Raw genomic sequence first — 20,466 nt, forward strand, 5'->3', positions numbered from 1 at the left:
CAGTTTGATATAATTGCCGGTATTGCTTGTTCTTGTGCGCGCGTGCCGGTAACCTTGACGGCGGAGAGTCGATCGGACAGTCGCTGCCTGTTTTTGTTCCGCAACTTTTTGTTGTGTGAGCAGCAGGGGGAGGAAAGTCCGGGCTCCATAGGGCAGAGTGCCAGGTAACGCCTGGGAGGCGCGAGCCTACGGAAAGTGCCACAGAAAATAACCGCCTAAGCACTTCGGTGCCGGTAAGGGTGAAAAGGTGCGGTAAGAGCGCACCGCACGTCTGGCAACAGTTCGTGGCTAGGTAAACCCCACTCGGAGCAAGACCAAATAGGGTTCCATCAGGCGTGGCCCGCGTCGGAACCGGGTAGGTTGCTAGAGGCGTCCAGTGATGGCCGTCGTAGAGGAATGACTGTCCTCGACAAAACCCGGCTTACAGATCGACTCTCCACCTTTTCCTCCCCTGCTTGATTCGATAGCAGATCCTCTCTGGTAATACCGAAAAAATCTTACTCTTGATAAATCACTTTAAGTTCGAACTCCATTTGCTTGCGTGGGTTTGATTTTTCTCGTGTTTTCTCTTCCTCGGTAGTGCTTCCACATTCCCTTATCGCGCTAAATCTCGGTCCTGTAAGGCTTTTCCTTATGAACGTGCCTTGACGGTGCTGCGGGCGGATTCCTATAGTGTGCGCAAGTGGCAGAAAGTGGGATGAAGTGGGTTTTCTGGCACAAAAAAGCTAACATTGTGGGGAATCACAGCCGTGTTCCGCGGAGCCAACGCCGTCAGCCTCGATGCCAAGGGACGTCTCGCCATGCCGAGTCGGTACCGTGACGAGCTGGATTCGCGTTGCAATGGCCAGCTGATCGTGACCATAGACGCCGTTGACCCCTGCTTGTGCGTATACCCCCTCGATGAGTGGGAACAGATAGAAGCCAAGTTGCGAGCCTTGCCATCGTTGCGTGAGGAAAACCGCCGTCTGCAGCGTTTGCTGATCGGTAATGCGGTTGACCTGGAGCTCGATGGCAGTGGGCGTTTCCTGGTGCCGCCCCGCCTGCGTGAGTACGCCAAGCTCGACAAGAAGGCGATGCTGGTGGGGCAACTGAACAAATTCCAGCTGTGGGATGAAGATGCCTGGAACACGGTTTCGGCAGCCGACCTTGCAGCTATTCAACAACCGGGCGCCATGCCCGACGAATTGCGTGACCTGATCCTGTGACCATAGATAGCGGCTTCAACCACATTACCGTCCTGCTCGACGAAGCTGTCGAGGCATTGGCCCTGCGCGCCGACGGTTGCTATCTGGACGGCACCTTCGGCCGTGGCGGACACAGCCGGCTGATTCTCAGCAAGCTCGGGCCGCAAGGGCGGCTGCTGGGCTTCGACAAAGATCCACAGGCGATTGCCACGGGGCAAGCGCTGGCGGCCGAAGACGGCCGCTTTGTCATTGTGCAGCGCAGCTTTGCCGAGCTGGGTGCAGAAGTGGCCGAACGCGGCCTGCACGGAAAGGTCAGCGGTGTACTGCTGGACCTGGGCGTGTCCTCGCCGCAACTGGATGACCCAGAGCGTGGCTTCAGTTTCCTCAATGATGGCCCGCTGGACATGCGCATGAACCCGGATCAGGGCATCAGTGCCGCCGAGTTCATCGCCACTGCGCCTGTGGAAGAAATTGCCCGTGTCTTCAAAGAGTACGGTGAAGAGCGTTTCTCCGGCCGCATGGCGCGTGCCGTGGTCGAGCGCCGCGAAAAGGAGCCGTTCACCCGCACTGCCGACCTGGCGGAAGTGCTGAAGGTTGCCAACCCGGCCTGGGAAAAAGGCAAGAACCCGGCTACCCGTGCCTTCCAGGGGCTGCGGATCCATGTCAACAACGAGCTGGGTGACCTGGAGGCTGGCCTGGAGGCCGCGCTGGATGCACTCGAGGTCGGTGGCCGCCTGGCAGTGATCAGTTTCCACTCCCTTGAGGACCGTATCGTCAAGCTGTTCATGCGCAAGCTGGTCAAGGGCGAGGCCGACAACCTGCCACGCAACCTGCCGGTACAGCACAAAGTCTTCGAGCCGAAAATCAAGCTCATCGGCAAGGCCCAGTTCGCCTCCGAAGCCGAGCTCAAGGCCAACCCACGCTCGCGTAGCGCCGTGATGCGTGTGGCGGAGAAACTGCGGTGAGCAGGCTCTTTGCCAAGCCTTTGCCAGGCGGAAGCTTCCTGATGCTTCTGCTGTTTATCGGCGTGCTGGTTTCGGCCGTCGCCGTGTCCTACAGCGCGCACTGGAACCGTCAGTTGCTCAATACCCTTTACGGCGAGTTGAATGAGCGTGACAAGGCCCAGGCCGAGTGGGGCCGGCTGATTCTGGAACAGAGCACCTGGACCGCCGCCAGCCGTATCGAAAACCTGGCTTCCGAGCAGTTGAAAATGCGCGTGCCTGCGGCTGACGAAGTGCGGATGGTGGCGCCATGATGAAGCTCGAAGGCGCACTCTACCCGTGGCGCTTCCGCGTGGTGATCGGCTTGCTGGCAATCATGGTCGGCGCTATCTGCTGGCGCATCATCGACCTGCAAGTGGTCGACCGTGACTTCCTCAAGGGGCAGGGCGATGCGCGCAGTTTGCGTCACATCCCTATCCCTGCGCACCGTGGCCTGATCACCGACCGCAACGGTGAGCCATTGGCTGTGAGTACCCCGGTCACCACCCTGTGGGCCAACCCCAAGGAAATGCAGGCGTCCAAAGACCGCTGGCCACAGCTGGCCGCAGCGCTGGGGCAAAACCCGCAGCAACTGGTCGAGCGCCTGACCCAGCAGGCCAGCAAAGAGTTCATCTACCTGGTCCGCGGCCTGACCCCGGAGCAGGGCCAGCACGTGCTCGACCTGAAAGTGCCTGGTGTGTACGGCCTGGAAGAATTCCGCCGCTTCTATCCGGCCGGCGATGTCACCGCGCACATGGTCGGCTTCACCGACCTCGACGACCACGGTCGCGAAGGGGTGGAACTGGCCTATGACGAGTGGCTGGCCGGCGTGCCCGGCAAGCGGCAGGTGATCAAGGACCGGCGTGGCCGGCTGATCAAGGACATCCAGGTAACCAAGAACGCCAAGGCCGGCAAGACCTTGGCGTTGTCGATAGACCTGCGCCTGCAGTACCTGGCTACCCGCGAGCTGCGCAACGCCATTGCCGAGCAGGACGCCAAGGCCGGCAGCCTGGTGATCATGGACGTCAAGACTGGTGAAGTCCTGGCCATGGTCAACCAGCCAACCTACAACCCGAACAACCGCCGCAGCATGTTCCCGGCAGCGATGCGCAACCGGGCAATCATCGACGTGTTCGAGCCCGGTTCCACGGTCAAGCCGATTTCCATGAGTGCGGCACTGCAAAGCGGCCGCTGGAAGCCGACCGACAAGGTCGAGGTTTACCCGGGCAGCTTGCAGATCGGCCGCTACACCATCAAGGACGTGTCGCGCAGCGAGGGCCCGATCCTCGACCTGACCGGCATCCTGATCAACTCCAGTAACGTCGGCATGAGCAAGATCGCCTTCGACATTGGTGGCGAGGCCATCTACCGCGTCATGTCCCAGGTCGGCCTGGGCCAGTACACCGGCCTTGGCTTCCCGGGTGAGCGTGTCGGCAACCTGCCCAACCACCGCGAGTGGCGCAAGGCTGAAACCGCGACCCTTTCCTATGGCTATGGCCTGTCGGTGACCGCCCTGCAGCTGGTGCATGCCTACGCGGCGCTGGCCAACGACGGCAAGATGGTGCCGCTGTCGATCATCAAGGTCGACAAGGCTCCGGAAGCTGTGCAAGCCATTCCGAAGGAAACCGCCGAAACCGTTCAGGGCATGCTGCAGCAGGTGATTGAAGCACCGCGTGGTGTGTTCCGTGCCCAGGTGCCGTTCTATCACGTGGCCGGCAAGTCCGGCACAGCGCGTAAAGCCACGGTGGGGTCCAAGGGGTACACCGAAAACGCCTACCGTTCGCTGTTCGCCGGCTTCGGGCCAATGAGCGACCCGCGCTACGCCATCGTCGTGGTCATCGACGAGCCGGGCAAGGGTGGTTACTTCGGTGGCCTGGTTTCGGCGCCGGTATTCAGCAAGGTCATGTCCGGCACCCTGCGTTTGATGAACGTACCGCCAGACAACCTGCCGCCACCGGCACCCGCCGAACAGTCGCAAGTCAATGCAGCAGCCGCCAAGGGAGGGCGTGGATGATGACAATGCCATTGAGCAAGCTTTTCGCTCACGCCAGCCGTGACCCGCTGATTCGTGAACTGACCCTGGACAGCCGCAATGTACGCCCCGGCGATCTGTTCCTGGCCGTGCCGGGCGCCAAGGTTGATGGCCGCGAACATATCGCCGATGCCTTGGCCCGTGGCGCTGCCGCCGTGGCCTATGAAGAGCAGGGCGCCAACGTGCTGCCGCTGACCGATGTGCCGCTGATTCCGGTCAAGGGCCTGATCGCCCAACTCTCGGACATCGCCGGGCGCTTCTATGGTGAGCCCAGCCGCCAGCTGAACCTGGTGGGTGTGACCGGTACCAACGGCAAGACCAGCGTTACTCAATTGGTGGCCCAGGCGCTTGATGTGCTCGGCCAGCGCTGCGGCCTTATTGGCACTTTGGGGACCGGCTTTTACGGTGAACTGCAAAGTGGTCGCCTGACCACGCCAGACCCGATTGCCGTACAGTCCACCCTTTACGACCTGAAAAAGCAGGGCGCCAAGGCCGTGGCCATGGAGGTTTCCTCTCACGCCCTGGAGCAAGGGCGTGTCGCTGCGTTGGCGTTCGACATCGCGGTCATGACCAACCTGTCCCGTGATCACCTGGATTACCACGGCAGCATGCAGGCGTATGAGGCGGCCAAGGCCAAGCTGTTCGCCTGGCCAAACCTGCGTTGCCAGGTGATCAACCTGGATGACGACTTTGGTCGTCGCCTGGCCGAAGACTTTGCTCGCCGCCCGAGTGTCGACCTGGTCGAGACCCGGCTGCTCAGCTATAGCCTGGAAAACCCCGACGCCTCGCTGTTCTGCCGCGAGGCCGTGTTCAGTGACGATGGCGTGCGAGCCACGCTGGTGACTGCTCAGGGTGAGCGCACCCTGCGCAGCCAGCTGCTGGGCCGCTTCAACCTGAGCAACGTGCTGGCCGCCGTGGCAACCCTGCTGGCGCTGGATTACGCGCTGGACGAAATCCTTGAGGTCACCCCGCGCCTGCAAGGGCCTGTGGGCCGCATGCAGCGCCTGGGTGGCGGTCAAAAACCACTGGTGGTGGTCGACTACGCGCACACCCCGGATGCCCTGGAAAAAGTGCTTGAAGCCCTGCGCCCGCATGCCCACGGCCAACTGTTGTGCCTGTTTGGCTGCGGCGGCGACCGTGATCGCGGCAAGCGCCCATTGATGGCTGAAGTGGCCGAGCGCCTGGCCGACCGTGTGCTGGTCACCGACGACAACCCGCGCACGGAAGACCCGCTGCGCATCTTCGACGACATCCGTCCCGGCTTCACCAAGCCTGAAGACGTCGAGTTCGTCGCCGGCCGTGGCGAAGCCATTGCGCACCTGATCGCCTCAGCCGCTGCCAACGACGTGATCGTGCTGGCGGGCAAGGGGCATGAGGATTATCAGGAGATCAATGGCGAGCGCCATGGCTTCTCCGACCTGACCGAAGCCGAGAAGGCCCTTGCAGCCTGGGAGGCTCCACATGCTTAAGCCGATGACACTCAGCCAGCTGACCACAGCACTGAGTGGTCAACAAGTCGGTACCGACGCCACTTTCACCGGTGTCAGCATCGACAGCCGCAGTGTCAGCGCCGGGCAGCTGTTCGTCGCCTTGGCCGGCCCGCGTTTCGATGGCCATGACTACCTGGCTGATGTCAAAGCCAAAGGCGCAGTCGCCGCCCTGGTCGAGCGTGAGGTGGCCGGTGTCGACCTGCCGCAGTTGCGGGTCAATGATTGCCGGGTAGCGCTTGGTCAGCTCGGCGCCCTGAACCGCGCTGCGTTCGACAAGCCCGTGGTGGCGATTACCGGTTCCAGTGGCAAGACCACGGTCAAGGAGATGCTTGCCAGCATCCTGCGCACCCGCGGCCTGGTGCATGCCACCCGCGGCAACCTGAACAACGACCTTGGCGCGCCGCTGACCCTGCTGGAAATCGCTCCGGAGCACAGCGCTGCAGTGATCGAGCTGGGTGCGTCGCGCATCGGTGAAATCCGCTACACCGTCGGCCTGACCAAACCTCAGGTGGTCATCATCAATAACGCAGGTACCGCCCACGTTGGCGAATTCGGTGGGCCCGAGAAGATCGTCGAAGCCAAGGGCGAAATTCTCGAAGGCCTGGGTGAGGGCGGTGTCGCCATCCTCAACCTGGCCGACAAGGCGTTCGAAATCTGGCGCAAACGTGCCGGCAACCACCGCATCTTCACGTTTGCACTGGATAACCCGCAGGCCGATTTCCACGCCAGCGACATTGGTCGCGACGCGCGTGGCTGCCCGTCGTTCACCCTGCACGGGCCTGATGGCAGCGTGCAGGTACAGCTGAACCTTCTGGGTACCCATAACGTCAGCAACGCCCTGGCTGCCGCCGCTGCCGCCCATGCCGTTGGTCTGACCCTGAACGGCATTGCCGCCGGCCTGGCTGCCGTGCAGCCGGTCAAGGGCCGCACCGTGGCGCAGGTCGCGCCGAACGGTGTGCGGGTGATCGACGACAGTTACAACGCAAATCCCACCTCCATGTGCGCGGCCATTGATATACTCGCCGGCTTTTCCGGACGCACCGTCCTGGTGCTTGGGGATATCGGCGAATTGGGGCAATGGGCGCAAGAAGGCCACCGTCAGGTGGGTGACTACGCGCGTGGCAAGGTCGACGCCCTGTACGCAGTGGGTTCCAACATGATGCATGCGGTCACGGCGTTCGGCGCCAATGGCCATCATTTCGCTACTCAAGCTGAGCTGATCGACGCTGTTCGCGCTGAAAATGCCAGCGACACCACTATCTTGATCAAGGGCTCGCGCAGCGCTGCGATGGAAAACGTCGTGGCGGCATTGTGCGGTGCCAGCGGGGAGAAACATTAATGCTGCTGCTGTTGGCCGAGTATCTGCAACAGTTCCACAAAGGCTTCGCGGTCTTCCAGTACCTGTCCCTGCGCGGGATTCTTGGTGTACTGACCGCGTTGTCCCTGGCGCTGTGGCTGGGGCCGTGGATGATCCGTACCCTGCAAATTCGCCAGATCGGCCAGGCCGTGCGTAACGACGGCCCGCAATCGCACCTGTCCAAGTCCGGCACCCCGACCATGGGTGGCGCACTGATCCTGTCGGCCATCGCCATCAGCACCCTGCTGTGGGCTGATCTGTCCAACCGCTACGTGTGGGTGGTGCTGATCGTGACCTTGGCATTCGGTGCGATCGGCTGGGTTGACGACTACCGCAAGGTGATCGAAAAGAACTCCCGTGGCCTGCCAAGCCGCTGGAAGTACTTCTGGCAGTCGGTGTTCGGGCTGGCTGCGGCCGTGTTCCTGTACAAGACGGCGCCGACCAGCGTCGAGACCACGCTGATCCTGCCGTTTATCAAGGATGTCACTATCCCGCTGGGCATTGGCTTCGTCGTGCTGACCTACTTCGTCATCGTCGGCTCCAGCAACGCGGTCAACCTTACCGATGGCCTCGACGGCCTGGCAATCATGCCGACGGTGATGGTGGGCGGCGCCCTGGGCATCTTCTGCTACCTGTCGGGTAACGTGAAGTTCGCCGAATACCTGCTGATCCCCTACGTGCCGGGCTCGGGTGAGCTGATCGTGTTCTGCGGCGCGCTGATCGGCGCCGGCCTGGGCTTCCTGTGGTTCAACACCTACCCGGCACAAGTCTTCATGGGTGACGTCGGCGCGCTGGCGCTGGGCGCCGCGCTGGGCACCATCGCCGTGATCGTCCGCCAGGAAATCGTGCTGTTCATCATGGGCGGCATCTTCGTGGTGGAAACCCTGTCGGTGGTGATCCAGGTCGCCTCCTTCAAGCTGACCGGCAAGCGCGTGTTCCGCATGGCGCCGATCCACCACCACTTTGAACTCAAGGGCTGGCCAGAGCCACGGGTGATCGTCCGCTTCTGGATCATCACCGTGATTCTGGTGCTGATCGGCCTTGCAACCCTGAAACTGAGGTAGATGAGCGTGTCTTTGATCGCTTCCGACCAATTCCGCATCGTTGTCGGCCTCGGCAAGAGCGGCATGTCCCTGGTTCGCTTCCTGGCGAGCCGGGGCATTGCCTTTGCGGTCGCCGATACCCGCGAGCAACCGCCGGAACTGGACACCCTGCGCCGTGATTACCCGCAGGTGGAAGTGCGCTGTGGTGAACTGGACGTCGACTTCCTGTGCCGCGCCAACGAGCTGTACGTGAGCCCCGGTCTGGCCTTGGCCACCCCGGCCCTGCAGCAGGCCGCCGCGCGTGGCGTGAAGCTGTCCGGTGATATCGAGCTGTTCGCCCACCACGCCAAGGCGCCGATCATTGCCATCAGCGGCTCCAACGCCAAGAGCACCGTTACCACCCTGGTCGGCGAAATGGCCGCCAAGGCAGGCAAACGTGTGGCTGTGGGCGGCAACCTCGGTACCCCGGCGCTGGACTTGCTGGCTGATGACGTCGAGCTGTACGTGCTGGAGCTGTCCAGTTTCCAACTGGAAACCACTGACCAGCTCAATGCTGAAGTGGCCACTGTGCTGAACATCAGCGAAGACCACATGGACCGCTACAGCGGCCTGCCGGCCTACCACCTGGCCAAACACCGGATCTTCCGCGGTGCCCGCCAGGTGGTGGTCAACCGCCAGGATGCCCTGAGCCGACCGTTGCCTGTGGAAGGCCGCCCATGCTGGACATTCGGCCTCAACCAGCCCGATTTCAAAGCCTTCGGCTTGCGTGAAGTAGACGGTGAAAAATACCTGGCGTTCGAGTTCCAGGCGCTGATGCCAGCACGCGAGCTGAAGGTGCGTGGCGCCCATAACCAAAGCAACGCCCTGGCAGCCTTGGCCCTGGGGCACGCGGCCGGCCTGCCGTTCGAGCCCATGCTCGAAGCCCTGCGTGAATTCGGTGGCCTGGCCCACCGTTGCCAGTGGGTACGTGAGCGTAACGGCGTGAACTGGTATGACGATTCCAAGGCCACCAACGTCGGTGCGGCCCTGGCAGCCATCGAGGGCCTGGGTGCCGATATCGAAGGCAAGTTGGTGCTGATCGCCGGTGGCGATGGCAAAGGTGCCGATTTCACTGCGCTACGCGAGCCAGTCAAGCGTTTCTGCCGCGCCGTGGTATTGCTTGGCCGTGATGCCGAGCGCCTGGCCGAGGCCTTGGGTGATGACGTGCCGCTGGTGCGGGTCAAGACCCTGGACGACGCCGTGCAGCAGTGTGCCGAGCTGGCCCAGGCGGGCGATGCGGTGTTGCTGTCGCCGGCGTGCGCCAGCCTCGACATGTTCAAGAACTTTGAAGAGCGCGGGCGCCTGTTTGCCCAGGCAGCGGGAGGCCTTGCATGATCTTCGGCATCTTCAAGCCCTACCCGTCGCCGCTGATCAGCGGTCGTGGCATCGACCTGGACTTCCCGATGCTCGCCGGCTGCCTGGCCTTGCTGGGCCTTGGCCTGGTGATGATCACCTCGGCGTCCTCGGAAGTGGCTGCGGTGCAGTCGGGCAACCCGCTTTACCACATGTTCCGCCACTTGGTGTATGTGTTCCTGGGCCTGGTTGCCTGTGGCGCGACCATGCTGGTGCCGATCGCCACCTGGCAGCGCATGGGCTTCATGATGCTGCTAGGCGCTTTCGGGCTGCTGGTACTGGTGCTGGTGCCGGGTATCGGCCGTGAAGTGAACGGTTCCATGCGCTGGATCGGCTTCAGCTTCTTCAACGTCCAGCCTTCGGAAATCGCCAAGGTGTTCGTGGTCGTCTACCTGGCGGGTTACCTTGTGCGCCGGCAGACCGAGGTGCGCGAAACCTGGATGGGCTTCTTCAAGCCGTTCATCGTGCTGCTGCCCATGGCGGCCCTGTTGCTGATGGAGCCGGACTTCGGTGCCACCGTAGTGATGATGGGTGCGGCGGCGGCCATGCTGTTCCTCGGCGGGGTTGGGTTGTTCCGCTTCAGCCTCATGGTGGTGTTGGCGGTACTGGCGGTGTTCGTGCTGGTACAGGCGCAGCCCTACCGGATGGCGCGGCTTATCACCTTTACCGACCCGTGGTCCGACCAGTTCGGCTCGGGCTACCAGCTGACCCAGGCACTGATCGCCTTCGGCCGCGGCGAGTGGCTGGGTGTTGGCCTGGGCAATAGCGTGCAGAAGCAGTTCTACCTGCCCGAAGCACACACCGACTTTGTGTTCTCGGTACTGGCCGAAGAACTGGGCGTGGTCGGCTCGCTGCTGACCATTGCACTGTTCGTGTTCGTGACCGTGCGTGCCCTGTACATCGGTCTGTGGGCCGAGAAGGCCAAGCAGTTCTTCGCCGCCTATGTGGCCTTCGGCCTGGCGTTCCTGTGGATCGGCCAGTTCCTGATCAACATCGGGGTGAACGTCGGCCTGCTGCCAACCAAGGGCCTGACGCTGCCGTTCCTCAGCTACGGGGGCAGCTCGCTGGTGATCTGTTGCGCCTGCGTGGGCCTGTTGCTGCGTATCGAGTGGGAGAGCCGCACGCACCTGGGTAGCGAAGAACACGAGTTCAGCGAAAGCGATTTTGCCGAGGAGACCAGTCATGGCCGCTGACGGCAAAAACATATTGATCATGGCGGGCGGCACCGGGGGGCATGTATTCCCGGCCCTGGCCTGCGCCCGGGAGTTCCAGGCGCGTGGTTTTACCGTGCACTGGCTGGGCACCCCGCGTGGCATCGAAAACGAACTGGTGCCCCAGGCTGGCCTGCCGCTGCACCTGATCCAGGTCAGCGGCCTGCGCGGCAAAGGCAAGCTGTCGTTGCTCAAGGCGCCGTTCACCCTGATCAAGGCGGTACTGCAGGCGCGACGCATCATTCGCCAGCTCAAGCCGGTATGCGTACTGGGCTTTGGCGGTTATGTGACTGGCCCCGGCGGTGTGGCCGCGCGGCTGTGCGGCGTGCCATTGGTGATCCACGAGCAGAACGCCCGTGCCGGTACCGCCAATCGGTTGCTGGTGCCACTGTCTGCGCGGGTCTGCGAAGCTTTCCCGAACACCTTCGAGGCGAGCGACAAGCGTCGTACCACCGGCAACCCGGTGCGCCCGGAGCTGTTCATGGATGCACAACGCGCGCCCCTGGCCCAGCGCCGAGCGCGCCTGCTGGTGCTCGGTGGCAGCCTGGGTGCGGAACCCTTGAACAAATTGTTGCCTAAGGCCCTGTCCGAAGTCCCTGCTGCGCTGCGGCCAGAGGTGTTCCACCAGGCCGGCAAGCAACACGCGCCAATCACCGCCGAGCGTTATCACGAGGCGGGCGTCGAGGCTCAGGTAGAGCCCTTCATCAAGGACATGGCCCAAGCCTATGGCTGGGCCGACATGGTGGTGTGCCGGGCCGGTGCCCTGACCGTTAGCGAGCTGGCGGCAGCGGGCCTGCCTTCGCTGCTGGTGCCATTGCCCCACGCCATCGACGATCACCAGACCCACAACGCCCAATATCTGGCCCGTGAAGGCGCTGCCTTCCTGATGCCACAAGCGACAACTGGCGCAGCGCAGCTCGCTGAACGCCTGAACGAGGTGCTGATGCAACCCGAGAAACTCACCGTAATGGCAGGCACCGCACGGCGCCTGGCCAAACCTGCTGCAACCAGCACCGTGGTCGATATCTGCCTGGAGGTGGCCCATGGTTGAGAGCCAGAAAGCCATGCCCCAGCCCAAGATGGGCCGTATCCGCCGTATTCACTTTGTCGGTATCGGCGGCGTGGGCATGTGCGGTATTGCCGAAGTGCTGCTGAACCTGGGCTATGAAGTGTCCGGTTCGGACCTGAAAGCGTCGCCGGTGACCGAGCGCCTGGAATCGTTCGGTGCCGAGATCTTCGTCGGCCACCGCGCCGAGAACGCCGCCACCGCTGATGTGCTTGTCGTGTCCAGTGCCATCAACCCGGCCAACCCTGAAGTGGCTACCGCCCTTGAGCGACGCATTCCGGTGGTGCCGCGTGCCGAGATGCTCGCCGAGCTGATGCGCTACCGTCACGGCGTGGCGGTTGCTGGTACCCACGGCAAGACCACTACCACCAGCCTGCTGGCCTCGGTGTTCGCTGCCGGTGGCCTGGACCCGACCTTTGTCATCGGTGGCCGCCTGACCGCTGCTGGTACCAATGCCCAGCTGGGCACCAGCCGCTACCTGATCGCCGAAGCAGACGAAAGCGATGCCAGCTTCCTGCACCTGCAGCCGATGGTGGCCGTGGTCACCAACATCGACGCCGATCACATGGCGACCTACGAAGGTGACTTCAACAAACTGAAGAAAACCTTCGTCGAGTTCCTGCACAACCTGCCGTTCTACGGCCTGGCGGTGATGTGCCTGGACGACCCGGTGGTGCGCGAAATCCTGCCGCAGGTGAAGCGCCCGACCGTGACTTATGGCTTCAGCGAAGAGGCAGACATCCGCGCCATCAACGTGCGCCAGCAGGGCATGCAGACCCACTTCACCGTGCTGCGCCGTGACTGCGAGCCGTTGGACGTGTCAGTGAACATGCCTGGCAACCACAACGTGCTCAACGCCCTGGCCACCATTGCCATTGCCACTGACGAAGGCATCACTGACGAGGCCATCATCCAGGGCCTGTCAGGCTTCCAGGGGGTCGGCCGACGCTTCCAGGTATACGGCGAACTGCCGGTCGAAGGCGGTAGCGTGATGCTGGTGGACGACTACGGCCATCACCCGACCGAAGTAGCTGCAGTGATCAAAGCCGTGCGTGGTGGCTGGCCTAGCCGCCGCCTGGTGATCGTTTACCAGCCGCACCGCTACAGCCGCACCCGCGACCTGTACGACGATTTCGTGCAGGTGCTGGGCGATGCCAACGTGCTGCTGCTGATGGAAGTCTACCCGGCCGGCGAAGAGCCAATCCCTGGAGCCGACAGCCGTCAGCTGTGCCACAGCATCCGTCAGCGCGGCAAACTGGACCCGATCTACATCGAGCGTGGCGCAGAACTCGCGCCGCTGGTCAAACCACTGCTGCGCGCTGGTGACATCCTCATCTGCCAGGGTGCCGGTGATGTCGGAGGCCTGGCCCCACAGTTGATGAAAAGCCCGCTGTTCGCAGGCGCCAAGCAGGAGAAGTCGAAATGACCAGCGTCTACGAAAAGCTGCACTCGACCCTGGACGTCAAGGCGTTCGGCCGTGTTGCCGTGCTGTATGGTGGCAAGAGCGCCGAGCGTGAAGTGTCGCTGAAGTCCGGCGCAGCGGTGATCCACGCGCTGACCACGGCCGGTGTCGACGTCGTTGCCATCGACGTGGGAGATGACCTGCTCGAGCGCCTGCAACGCGAGAAGATCGACCGTGCGTTCATCATCCTGCACGGCCGTGGCGGTGAAGACGGCAGCATGCAAGGCCTGCTGGAGTGCCTGGGCATCCCCTACACCGGCAGCGGCATCCTTGCCTCGGCGCTGGCCATGGACAAGCTGCGCACCAAGCAGGTGTGGCAGAGCCTGGGCATTCCGACCCCGCGTCACGCGGTGTTGGCGAGCGAAAGCGATTGTTTGTTGGCCAGTACGGAACTGGGCTTCCCGCTTATCGTCAAACCCGCCCATGAAGGCTCTAGTATCGGCATGGCCAAGGTGAACAGCGCCCAGGAACTGGTCGCCGCCTGGCAGGACGCCGCCAAATACGATTCCCAGGTACTGGTGGAGCAGTGGATCCACGGCCCGGAGTTCACCATCGCGGTCTTGCGCGGCCAGGTGCTGCCGCCGATCGCCCTGGGTACGCCGCACGTGTTCTACGACTACGACGCCAAGTACATCGCCAACGATACCCAGTACCGCATCCCGTGCGGCCTGGATAGCGTCAAGGAACAGGAACTGATCGACCTGACTGCACGTGCCTGTGATGCCATCGGCATCGAAGGCTGGGGGCGGCTGGACGTGATGCAGGACGAGCAGGGCCGGTTCTGGCTGCTCGAAGTCAACACCGCACCGGGCATGACTGATCATAGCCTGGTGCCAATGGCGGCCCGCGCGGCCGGCCTGGACTTCCAGCAACTGGTGCTGGCAATCCTGGCTGAAAGCGTGACGACGCGAGGTTAACAACCATGCAAGGCGCGATGATACGTCAGCAGCAACCCGTTACCGGCCGTAGCAAGCCGGTGCCGCGTGGTGCCAGCCGGCTGGTGGCCGACGAGCCCGTATCGGCGCGCCTGCCGCGGCCAAGCCTGGGAGGCCTCAAGCGCCTGCTGTGGCCGGTGCTGCTGGTGGCGGCCGGCTTTGGTGCCTATGAGGGCGCCATTCGCCTGATGCCGTATGCCGACCGGCCGATCACCAAGATCGACGTGCAGGGCGACCTCAGCTACATCAGCCAGCAGTCGGTGCAGCAGCGCATCGCACCGTACGTGGCGGCGAGCTTCTTCAGCGTCGACCTGCCGGCGATGCGTGCGGAGCTCGAGCAGATGCCATGGATCGCTCACGCCGAAGTGCGCCGGGTGTGGCCTGACGAGGTGGTGATCCGCCTGGAAGAACAGCTGCCGGTGGCGCGCTGGGGCGACGAAGCCTTGCTCAACAACCAGGGCCAGGCCTTCACCCCGCGCGAACTGGCCAACTACGAGCACCTGCCGCAGCTGGCTGGGCCGCAGCGTGCTCAGCAACAAGTCATGCAGCAGTATCAGGTATTGAGCCAGATGCTGCGCCCCCTGGGCTTTTCCATCGCTCGCCTGGAGCTGCGCGAGCGGGGCAGCTGGTTCCTGACTACCGGTGCGAGCAGCGCCGGGCCCGGTATCGAGCTGCTGTTGGGGCGCGACCATCTGGTGGAGAAGATGCGCCGTTTCATTGCCATTTACGACAAGACACTCAAAGACCAGATCACCACTATCGCCCGCATTGATCTGCGTTATTCCAACGGACTTGCCGTTGGTTGGCGGGAACCGATTGCACCGACGACGGCCCAACCCGCCGTTGCGAAGAATTAGAGAGAGGCAGGACCATGGCAAACGCGCATAGCGGCAAAATGATCGTCGGGCTGGACATTGGCACCTCCAAGGTGGTGGCGCTGGTGGGCGAAGTGGGCGAAGACGGCACCCTGGAAATCGTCGGGATCGGCACCCATCCGTCCCGCGGCCTGAAGAAAGGCGTGGTGGTGAACATCGAGTCCACCGTGCAGTCGATCCAGCGCGCCGTCGAAGAAGCGCAGCTGATGGCCGGCTGCCGCATCCACTCGGCTTTCGTCGGGGTGGCCGGCAACCACATCCGCAGCCTGAACTCCCACGGCATCGTCGCCATCCGCGACCGCGAGGTCAGCCTGGCCGACCTGGAGCGTGTACTCGACGCTGCCCAGGCTGTGGCGATTCCGGCCGACCAGCGCGTGTTGCACACCCTGCCGCAGGACTACGTGATCGACAACCAGGAAGGCGTGCGCGAACCGCTGGGCATGTCTGGCGTGCGTCTGGAAGCCAAGGTCCACGTGGTCACTTGCGCAGTCAACGCGGCGCAGAACATCGAGAAGTGCGTACGCCGCTGCGGCCTGGAAATTGACGACATCATCCTTGAGCAGCTGGCCTCGGCCTACTCGGTGCTGACCGACGATGAAAAAGAGCTGGGTGTTTGCCTGGTGGACATCGGTGGCGGTACCACCGACATCGCCATCTTCACCGAAGGCGCCATCCGTCACACCGCGGTCATCCCGATTGCCGGCGACCAGGTGACCAACGACATCGCCATGGCCCTGCGTACCCCTACCCAGTACGCCGAAGAAATCAAGATCCGCTACGCCTGTGCCCTGGCCAAACTGGCTGGCGCCGGCGAAACCATCAAGGTGCCGAGCGTGGGCGACCGCCCACCGCGCGAGCTGTCGCGTCAGGCGTTGGCTGAAGTGGTAGAGCCACGTTACGACGAGCTCTTCACCCTGATTCAGGCCGAACTGCGCCGCAGCGGCTACGAAGACCTGGTGCCAGCTGGCATCGTACTCACCGGTGGCACCGCGAAGATGGAAGGTGCCGTGGAACTGGCCGAGGAAATCTTCCACATGCCGGTACGCCTGGGTGTACCGCACAGCGTTCGGGGGCTGAGCGACGTGGTTCGCAACCCGATCTATTCCACCGGCGTGGGCTTGCTCACTTACGGTCTGCTGAAGCAGTCCGAGGACCTGATCCTGACCGGTAACACAAACAGCAGCAACAACAGCTATGGCGATGAACCGAAGGCCCCAGTGCTTGAGCGCTTCAAGAAGTGGGTCCAGGGCAACTTCTAAGTTTCAAAGCAGTAGTGGTAGGCGCAACAACTAGAGAACTGTAAGGAGAGGGAAAATGTTCGAGCTCGTAGACAACGTCCCGCAAAGCCCGGTCATCAAGGTGATCGGCGTTGGTGGTGGTGGCGGCAACGCCGTCAACCACATGGTCAAGAGCAGCATCGAGGGCGTGGAATTCATCTGCGCCAACACCGATGCCCAGGCGCTGAAAAGCATTGGCGCGCGCACCATCCTGCAATTGGGCACTGGCGTGACCAAGGGCCTGGGTGCCGGTGCCAATCCGGAAGTGGGCCGTCAGGCTGCGCTGGAAGACCGTGAGCGCATCGCTGAGGTACTGCAGGGCACCAACATGGTGTTCATCACCACTGGCATGGGTGGCGGTACCGGTACCGGTGCAGCGCCGATCATTGCCGAAGTGGCCAAGGAAATGGGCATTCTCACCGTAGCCGTGGTGACCCGTCCGTTCCCGTTCGAAGGCCGCAAACGTATGCAGATCGCCGATGAAGGCATCCGCATGCTGGCTGAAAGCGTCGACTCGTTGATCACCATTCCCAACGAGAAACTGCTGACCATCCTGGGCAAGGATGCCAGCTTGCTGTCTGCCTTTGCCAAGGCCGACGATGTGCTGGCCGGTGCCGTTCGCGGCATCTCCGACATCATCAAACGCCCAGGCATGATCAACGTCGACTTCGCCGACGTGCGTACGGTGATGGGCGAAATGGGCATGGCAATGATGGGTACTGGCTGTGCCAGCGGCCCGAACCGCGCCCGTGAAGCCACCGAAGCGGCGATCCGCAACCCATTGCTGGAAGACGTCAACCTGCAGGGCGCCCGTGGCATCCTGGTGAACATCACCGCAGGTCCGGACCTGTCGCTGGGTGAGTACTCCGATGTGGGTAGCATCATCGAAGCCTTCGCCTCTGACCACGCCATGGTCAAGGTCGGCACCGTGATCGACCCGGACATGCGCGACGAGCTGCACGTTACCGTTGTGGCCACTGGCCTGGGCGCGCGCATCGAGAAGCCGGTCAAAGTGGTCGACAACACCCTGCAGACCGCCCAGCAGGCATACGAGGCGTCCAATCCTGCGCCGGTACGCCAGGAGCAGCCAGCGGTCAACTACCGTGACCTGGAGCGCCCGACCGTGATGCGCAATCAGGCCCATGCAGGTGCTGCTGCAGCCGCTAAACTGAACCCTCAGGATGACCTGGACTACCTTGATATCCCGGCTTTCCTGCGTCGTCAGGCTGATTAATGGAATTTATCAGGGGTATAAAGGTGATTGGTATTCATCAAAGGTTGGGTCTGTTATCATCCCCAGCCTTTGTTGATACCTGTTCGCAATTTGCGCTGAAGCGGCCAATGCCATGATTAAACAACGCACCCTGAAGAATACCATCCGTGCCACAGGTATCGGTCTGCACTCTGGGGAGAAGGTTTACCTGACCCTCAAGCCCGCACCTGTTGACACCGGCATCGTCTTCCGCCGCGCCGACCTTGACCCTGTGGTCGAGATCCCTGCGCGTGCGGCCAACGTCGGCGAGACAACCATGTCGACGACGCTGGTCAACGGTGACGTCAAGGTCGATACGGTCGAGCACCTGCTCTCCGCCATGGCGGGCCTGGGCATCGATAACGCCTACGTCGAGCTCTCCGCCTCGGAAGTGCCGATCATGGATGGCAGCGCCGGACCCTTTGTATTCCTGATTCAGTCTGCCGGCCTGGAAGAGCAGGACGCAGCCAAGAAGTTCATCCGCATCCTGCGTGAGGTAACCGTGGAAGAGGGCGACAAGCGCGCCACGTTCCTGCCTTTCGAAGGGTTCAAGGTGAGCTTCGAGATCGACTTCGATCACCCGGTGCTTCGCAACCGGACCCAGAGCGCCAGCGTCGACTTCTCCAGCACCTCGTTTGTGAAGGAAGTCAGCCGCGCGCGTACTTTCGGCTTCATGCGTGACATCGAGTACCTGCGCAAGCACAACCTTGCATTGGGTGGCAGTGTCGAGAACGCCATCGTGGTCGATGAGGACGGCGTGCTCAACGAGGACGGCCTTCGTTACGAAGACGAATTCGTAAAGCACAAGATCCTCGACGCCATTGGCGACCTTTACCTGCTGGGCAACAGCCTGATTGGCGAGTTCAAGGGCTTCAAGTCCGGCCACGCGCTGAACAACCAGCTGTTGCGCAAGCTGATTGCTGAAACCGATGCCTGGGAAGTGGTCACGTTCGAAGATGCCAGCACGGCACCGATCTCTTATATGCGCCCTGTTGCGGCCGTGTAAGTTCGAGCACTCTCTCTAGTGATTAAGGCCACCCTCGGGTGGCCTTTTTTATTCGCTGAGTTCCCCAAGCGTGCTTGGGGTTATGCGTCGTGGCTATCTCTGTCGTAGGCACTCAGGACAGCATGGGTTTTCAGCAGGATGAAATCGATGTAACTGTGGTCTGTCGAGGTGCACTCCACGCGTGTGATTGGCTTGCCGTACGGCGACCGGAAACTCACCAGAAAGTGCTTGGGTGTGCCGTCGCTCGCCAAGTTGATCGTTTTCAGCGGGTCTGGCTCAGTCGAGGTGAAGAAACTCACGGACCCCTCGTAATGAATCAGGCTCCAGGCGAACTGCATGTACCCGTACTCACCGTTCAGATCCAGTGCGATTTTATTGCTGTCGGAACTTTGGCCTTTGGAAAGTACAATTGCCTTTCCCTCAGCCATGTTTTCGACGGTTTCATTGACTTTCTCAATGCCTGTTTTAGAGCCATAATTGCTACTAAGATGGTGCAGCGTAAAATGCGGAAGTACGAGTGATTGCCCGGGTAGAATGAGCTGCTCGCCAGGTTGCTCCTCGAAATTGATATGCAGTACGTGCGGGTAAATGCGGATATCGTCGAAAGCGAAATGCACATGCGTATTGTCAGGCTCGAAACTGCCAAGTGTCAGGGTATGAGTCGGGGATGTCGCTCGGAAGTCGACAACGAAACGTTGCCAGTCCTGGTGGTTTTCAAGCTTTGAGCGATGCTGGACAGTATCGTCTATGTACCAGGTGAGGTGTGGGACGGGGTCCTTGGGGAATCGCTTGACACGCAAGCTGATAGAGTAGAGGTGTCCCTGGACCAGACCGCTTATCGTCTTCTGGATCAGCAGCACGCCATCGTGTCGGGGAAGCGGTGGGAGGTTTGGCGGCGAGTCATATTCAACATAAATGTTGCTTTGATTTGCGGTGTTGAATGTTAATGAGTGTCCGCTGCGTATTGCGTTCCAGCCGTTGTATGCCTTGTCAGTGAAAGTTGTATGTTCGCTATAGTCAGTCGTGGGCAGGGTCATGATGCAGTTCCTGGGTTAAGAACGCTCAATAAACCATCTCCAAAATCTACCGGCTACTGGTAAAATTGTCAGTCTTAAAGTGCAGGTTTTTTAGCTTGTTTTATTCTGAAGGCTTTTTTTGCGCGAAGCATTGTTAGCCAAACGCTCCAATGCGGCGCGCAGCTTCTCGTCGGTAATGCCTTCAGCGGAACCGCGAATACTCTGCGCGGCATTGGCCGACAGCTCGGTGGTGTTTAGGCCACGCTTGGTCGGCACCAGCGGTGGCTGCACCTTGAACAGGATGCGCCTGAGGTTGCCGAACGCCTCCATGGCCTGCAATGCCGCCAGCAGGCGCTTCTGCTGGTAGCGCAGGCGGGTTGCCCAATGGCCGTCGGTCACAACCAGCAGCAAGGTGCCATCGCGCCATGACGCGACATGGCAGTGCTCGCGGGCAGCGGGTTGCAGCTGGCTTTCCAGCAGGCGTTGCAGGTGCTCCAGGCGCTCGGCCTGGTTCAGCAGCAGGCGCAGCGGGCGGACCTGGCGCAGCAGTGCGGAGGGCGGCTGGGCAGGGGAGGGTTTGTAGGCCATGGGACTGTGCATGAGGTTCAAGGTCAGCAGTTTAACACCTCTGTAGCCGGTGCCGGCCTCTTCACGGGCTTGCCCGCTATTACAGGCATTCCCCAGTGCAGGCCAGATAAGACCAATTCTCGATAGCTTTCATGTTGCCAAGCCTTGAACTCACGGAGAATGCCCCTATCTAAGACAAGCCCCTGCCAAAACGCTGTAATAGCATCGTGGAAATCCACCACTTTCCTCACCATCGTTTCCGGGTAGAATGCTCGTTCGCATGCGGCCTCAGGGCTGCACGGGCGACTCATGGGGCCGCCC

The 20,466-nt window shown here is 61.9% G+C and carries 18 protein-coding genes and 1 other RNA gene; 17 read left to right on the top strand and 2 right to left on the bottom strand.

The window, feature by feature from the left end; genetic code table 11:
* The first annotated feature begins 64 nt into the window (after nt 1-64).
* The 17 genes from rnpB (at nt 65) to lpxC (ending at nt 18,562) form a co-directional block, all read left to right on the top strand.
* Nucleotides 65-440, top strand: an RNA gene (rnpB, locus tag J3A71_RS05415) — RNase P RNA component class A.
* A 309-nt stretch (nt 441-749) separates the two neighbouring features.
* The gene (mraZ, locus tag J3A71_RS05420; RefSeq protein ID WP_019439042.1) at nt 750-1,205 is read left to right on the top strand and encodes a division/cell wall cluster transcriptional repressor MraZ; all 456 of its coding nucleotides are present in this window, start codon (nt 750-752) and stop codon (nt 1,203-1,205) included.
* 2 nt (nt 1,206-1,207) lie between these two features.
* A complete protein-coding gene (rsmH, locus tag J3A71_RS05425; protein WP_169725190.1) occupies nt 1,208-2,149 on the top strand; it encodes a 16S rRNA (cytosine(1402)-N(4))-methyltransferase RsmH in 942 nt (313 codons plus the stop codon).
* Nucleotides 2,146-2,439 carry a cell division protein FtsL gene (ftsL, locus tag J3A71_RS05430; protein ID WP_016488969.1) on the top strand — a complete coding sequence of 98 codons (294 nt, stop codon included), beginning with the start codon at nt 2,146-2,148 and terminating at the stop codon, nt 2,437-2,439. The genes rsmH and ftsL overlap by 4 nt, the downstream gene beginning before the upstream one ends.
* Complete coding sequence (locus tag J3A71_RS05435; protein WP_161775544.1) at nt 2,439-4,178, top strand: penicillin-binding protein 2; 1,740 nt, start codon at nt 2,439-2,441, stop codon at nt 4,176-4,178. Before ftsL ends, J3A71_RS05435 begins: the two co-directional genes overlap by 1 nt.
* Nucleotides 4,178-5,665, top strand: coding sequence for a UDP-N-acetylmuramoyl-L-alanyl-D-glutamate--2,6-diaminopimelate ligase (locus tag J3A71_RS05440; RefSeq protein WP_096426993.1), 1,488 nt, complete (start codon nt 4,178-4,180; stop codon nt 5,663-5,665). The genes J3A71_RS05435 and J3A71_RS05440 overlap by 1 nt, the downstream gene beginning before the upstream one ends.
* Entirely contained in the window at nt 5,658-7,025 is a 1,368-nt protein-coding gene (gene murF / locus J3A71_RS05445; protein ID WP_096426727.1) for a UDP-N-acetylmuramoyl-tripeptide--D-alanyl-D-alanine ligase, read from the top strand. Before J3A71_RS05440 ends, murF begins: the two co-directional genes overlap by 8 nt.
* Nucleotides 7,025-8,107, top strand: a complete 1,083-nt coding sequence (gene mraY / locus J3A71_RS05450) for a phospho-N-acetylmuramoyl-pentapeptide-transferase (protein WP_016488965.1) — start codon at nt 7,025-7,027, stop codon at nt 8,105-8,107. Before murF ends, mraY begins: the two co-directional genes overlap by 1 nt.
* Nucleotides 8,108-8,113: 6 nt before the next feature.
* Nucleotides 8,114-9,460 carry a UDP-N-acetylmuramoyl-L-alanine--D-glutamate ligase gene (gene murD, locus J3A71_RS05455; RefSeq protein WP_033734283.1) on the top strand — a complete coding sequence of 449 codons (1,347 nt, stop codon included), beginning with the start codon at nt 8,114-8,116 and terminating at the stop codon, nt 9,458-9,460.
* A complete protein-coding gene (gene ftsW, locus J3A71_RS05460) occupies nt 9,460-10,671 on the top strand; it encodes a putative lipid II flippase FtsW (RefSeq protein ID WP_169725189.1) in 1,212 nt (403 codons plus the stop codon). The genes murD and ftsW overlap by 1 nt, the downstream gene beginning before the upstream one ends.
* The gene (gene murG, locus J3A71_RS05465; RefSeq protein WP_016488962.1) at nt 10,661-11,740 is read left to right on the top strand and encodes an undecaprenyldiphospho-muramoylpentapeptide beta-N-acetylglucosaminyltransferase; all 1,080 of its coding nucleotides are present in this window, start codon (nt 10,661-10,663) and stop codon (nt 11,738-11,740) included. The genes ftsW and murG overlap by 11 nt, the downstream gene beginning before the upstream one ends.
* The gene (murC, locus tag J3A71_RS05470) at nt 11,733-13,181 is read left to right on the top strand and encodes a UDP-N-acetylmuramate--L-alanine ligase (RefSeq protein ID WP_016488961.1); all 1,449 of its coding nucleotides are present in this window, start codon (nt 11,733-11,735) and stop codon (nt 13,179-13,181) included. Before murG ends, murC begins: the two co-directional genes overlap by 8 nt.
* Entirely contained in the window at nt 13,178-14,134 is a 957-nt protein-coding gene (locus J3A71_RS05475) for a D-alanine--D-alanine ligase (RefSeq protein ID WP_096426726.1), read from the top strand. Before murC ends, J3A71_RS05475 begins: the two co-directional genes overlap by 4 nt.
* Nucleotides 14,135-14,139: 5 nt before the next feature.
* Nucleotides 14,140-15,009, top strand: coding sequence for a cell division protein FtsQ/DivIB (locus J3A71_RS05480; RefSeq protein ID WP_012274056.1), 870 nt, complete (start codon nt 14,140-14,142; stop codon nt 15,007-15,009).
* A gap of 14 nt (nt 15,010-15,023) precedes the next feature.
* Nucleotides 15,024-16,286, top strand: coding sequence for a cell division protein FtsA (gene ftsA, locus J3A71_RS05485; protein ID WP_016488959.1), 1,263 nt, complete (start codon nt 15,024-15,026; stop codon nt 16,284-16,286).
* Nucleotides 16,287-16,341: 55 nt separating this feature from the next.
* A complete protein-coding gene (gene ftsZ / locus J3A71_RS05490; protein WP_016488958.1) occupies nt 16,342-17,538 on the top strand; it encodes a cell division protein FtsZ in 1,197 nt (398 codons plus the stop codon).
* 112 nt (nt 17,539-17,650) lie between these two features.
* Nucleotides 17,651-18,562 (top strand): UDP-3-O-acyl-N-acetylglucosamine deacetylase, encoded by a 912-nt coding sequence (gene lpxC / locus J3A71_RS05495; protein WP_016488957.1) that lies wholly within the window; start codon nt 17,651-17,653, stop codon nt 18,560-18,562.
* Between the two features lie 80 nt (nt 18,563-18,642).
* Here lpxC and J3A71_RS05500 read toward each other — a convergent pair whose 3' ends face one another.
* A complete protein-coding gene (locus tag J3A71_RS05500) occupies nt 18,643-19,599 on the bottom strand; it encodes a hypothetical protein (protein ID WP_016488956.1) in 957 nt (318 codons plus the stop codon).
* Nucleotides 19,600-19,689: 90 nt separating this feature from the next.
* Nucleotides 19,690-20,166 (bottom strand): DciA family protein, encoded by a 477-nt coding sequence (locus tag J3A71_RS05505; RefSeq protein ID WP_096426725.1) that lies wholly within the window; start codon nt 20,164-20,166, stop codon nt 19,690-19,692.
* Between the last annotated feature and the right edge of the window lie 300 nt (nt 20,167-20,466).

The sequence above is a fragment of the Pseudomonas sp. PvP089 genome (genome assembly GCF_017875165.1).
Classification (GTDB): Bacteria; Pseudomonadota; Gammaproteobacteria; order Pseudomonadales; family Pseudomonadaceae; genus Aquipseudomonas; species Aquipseudomonas fortuita.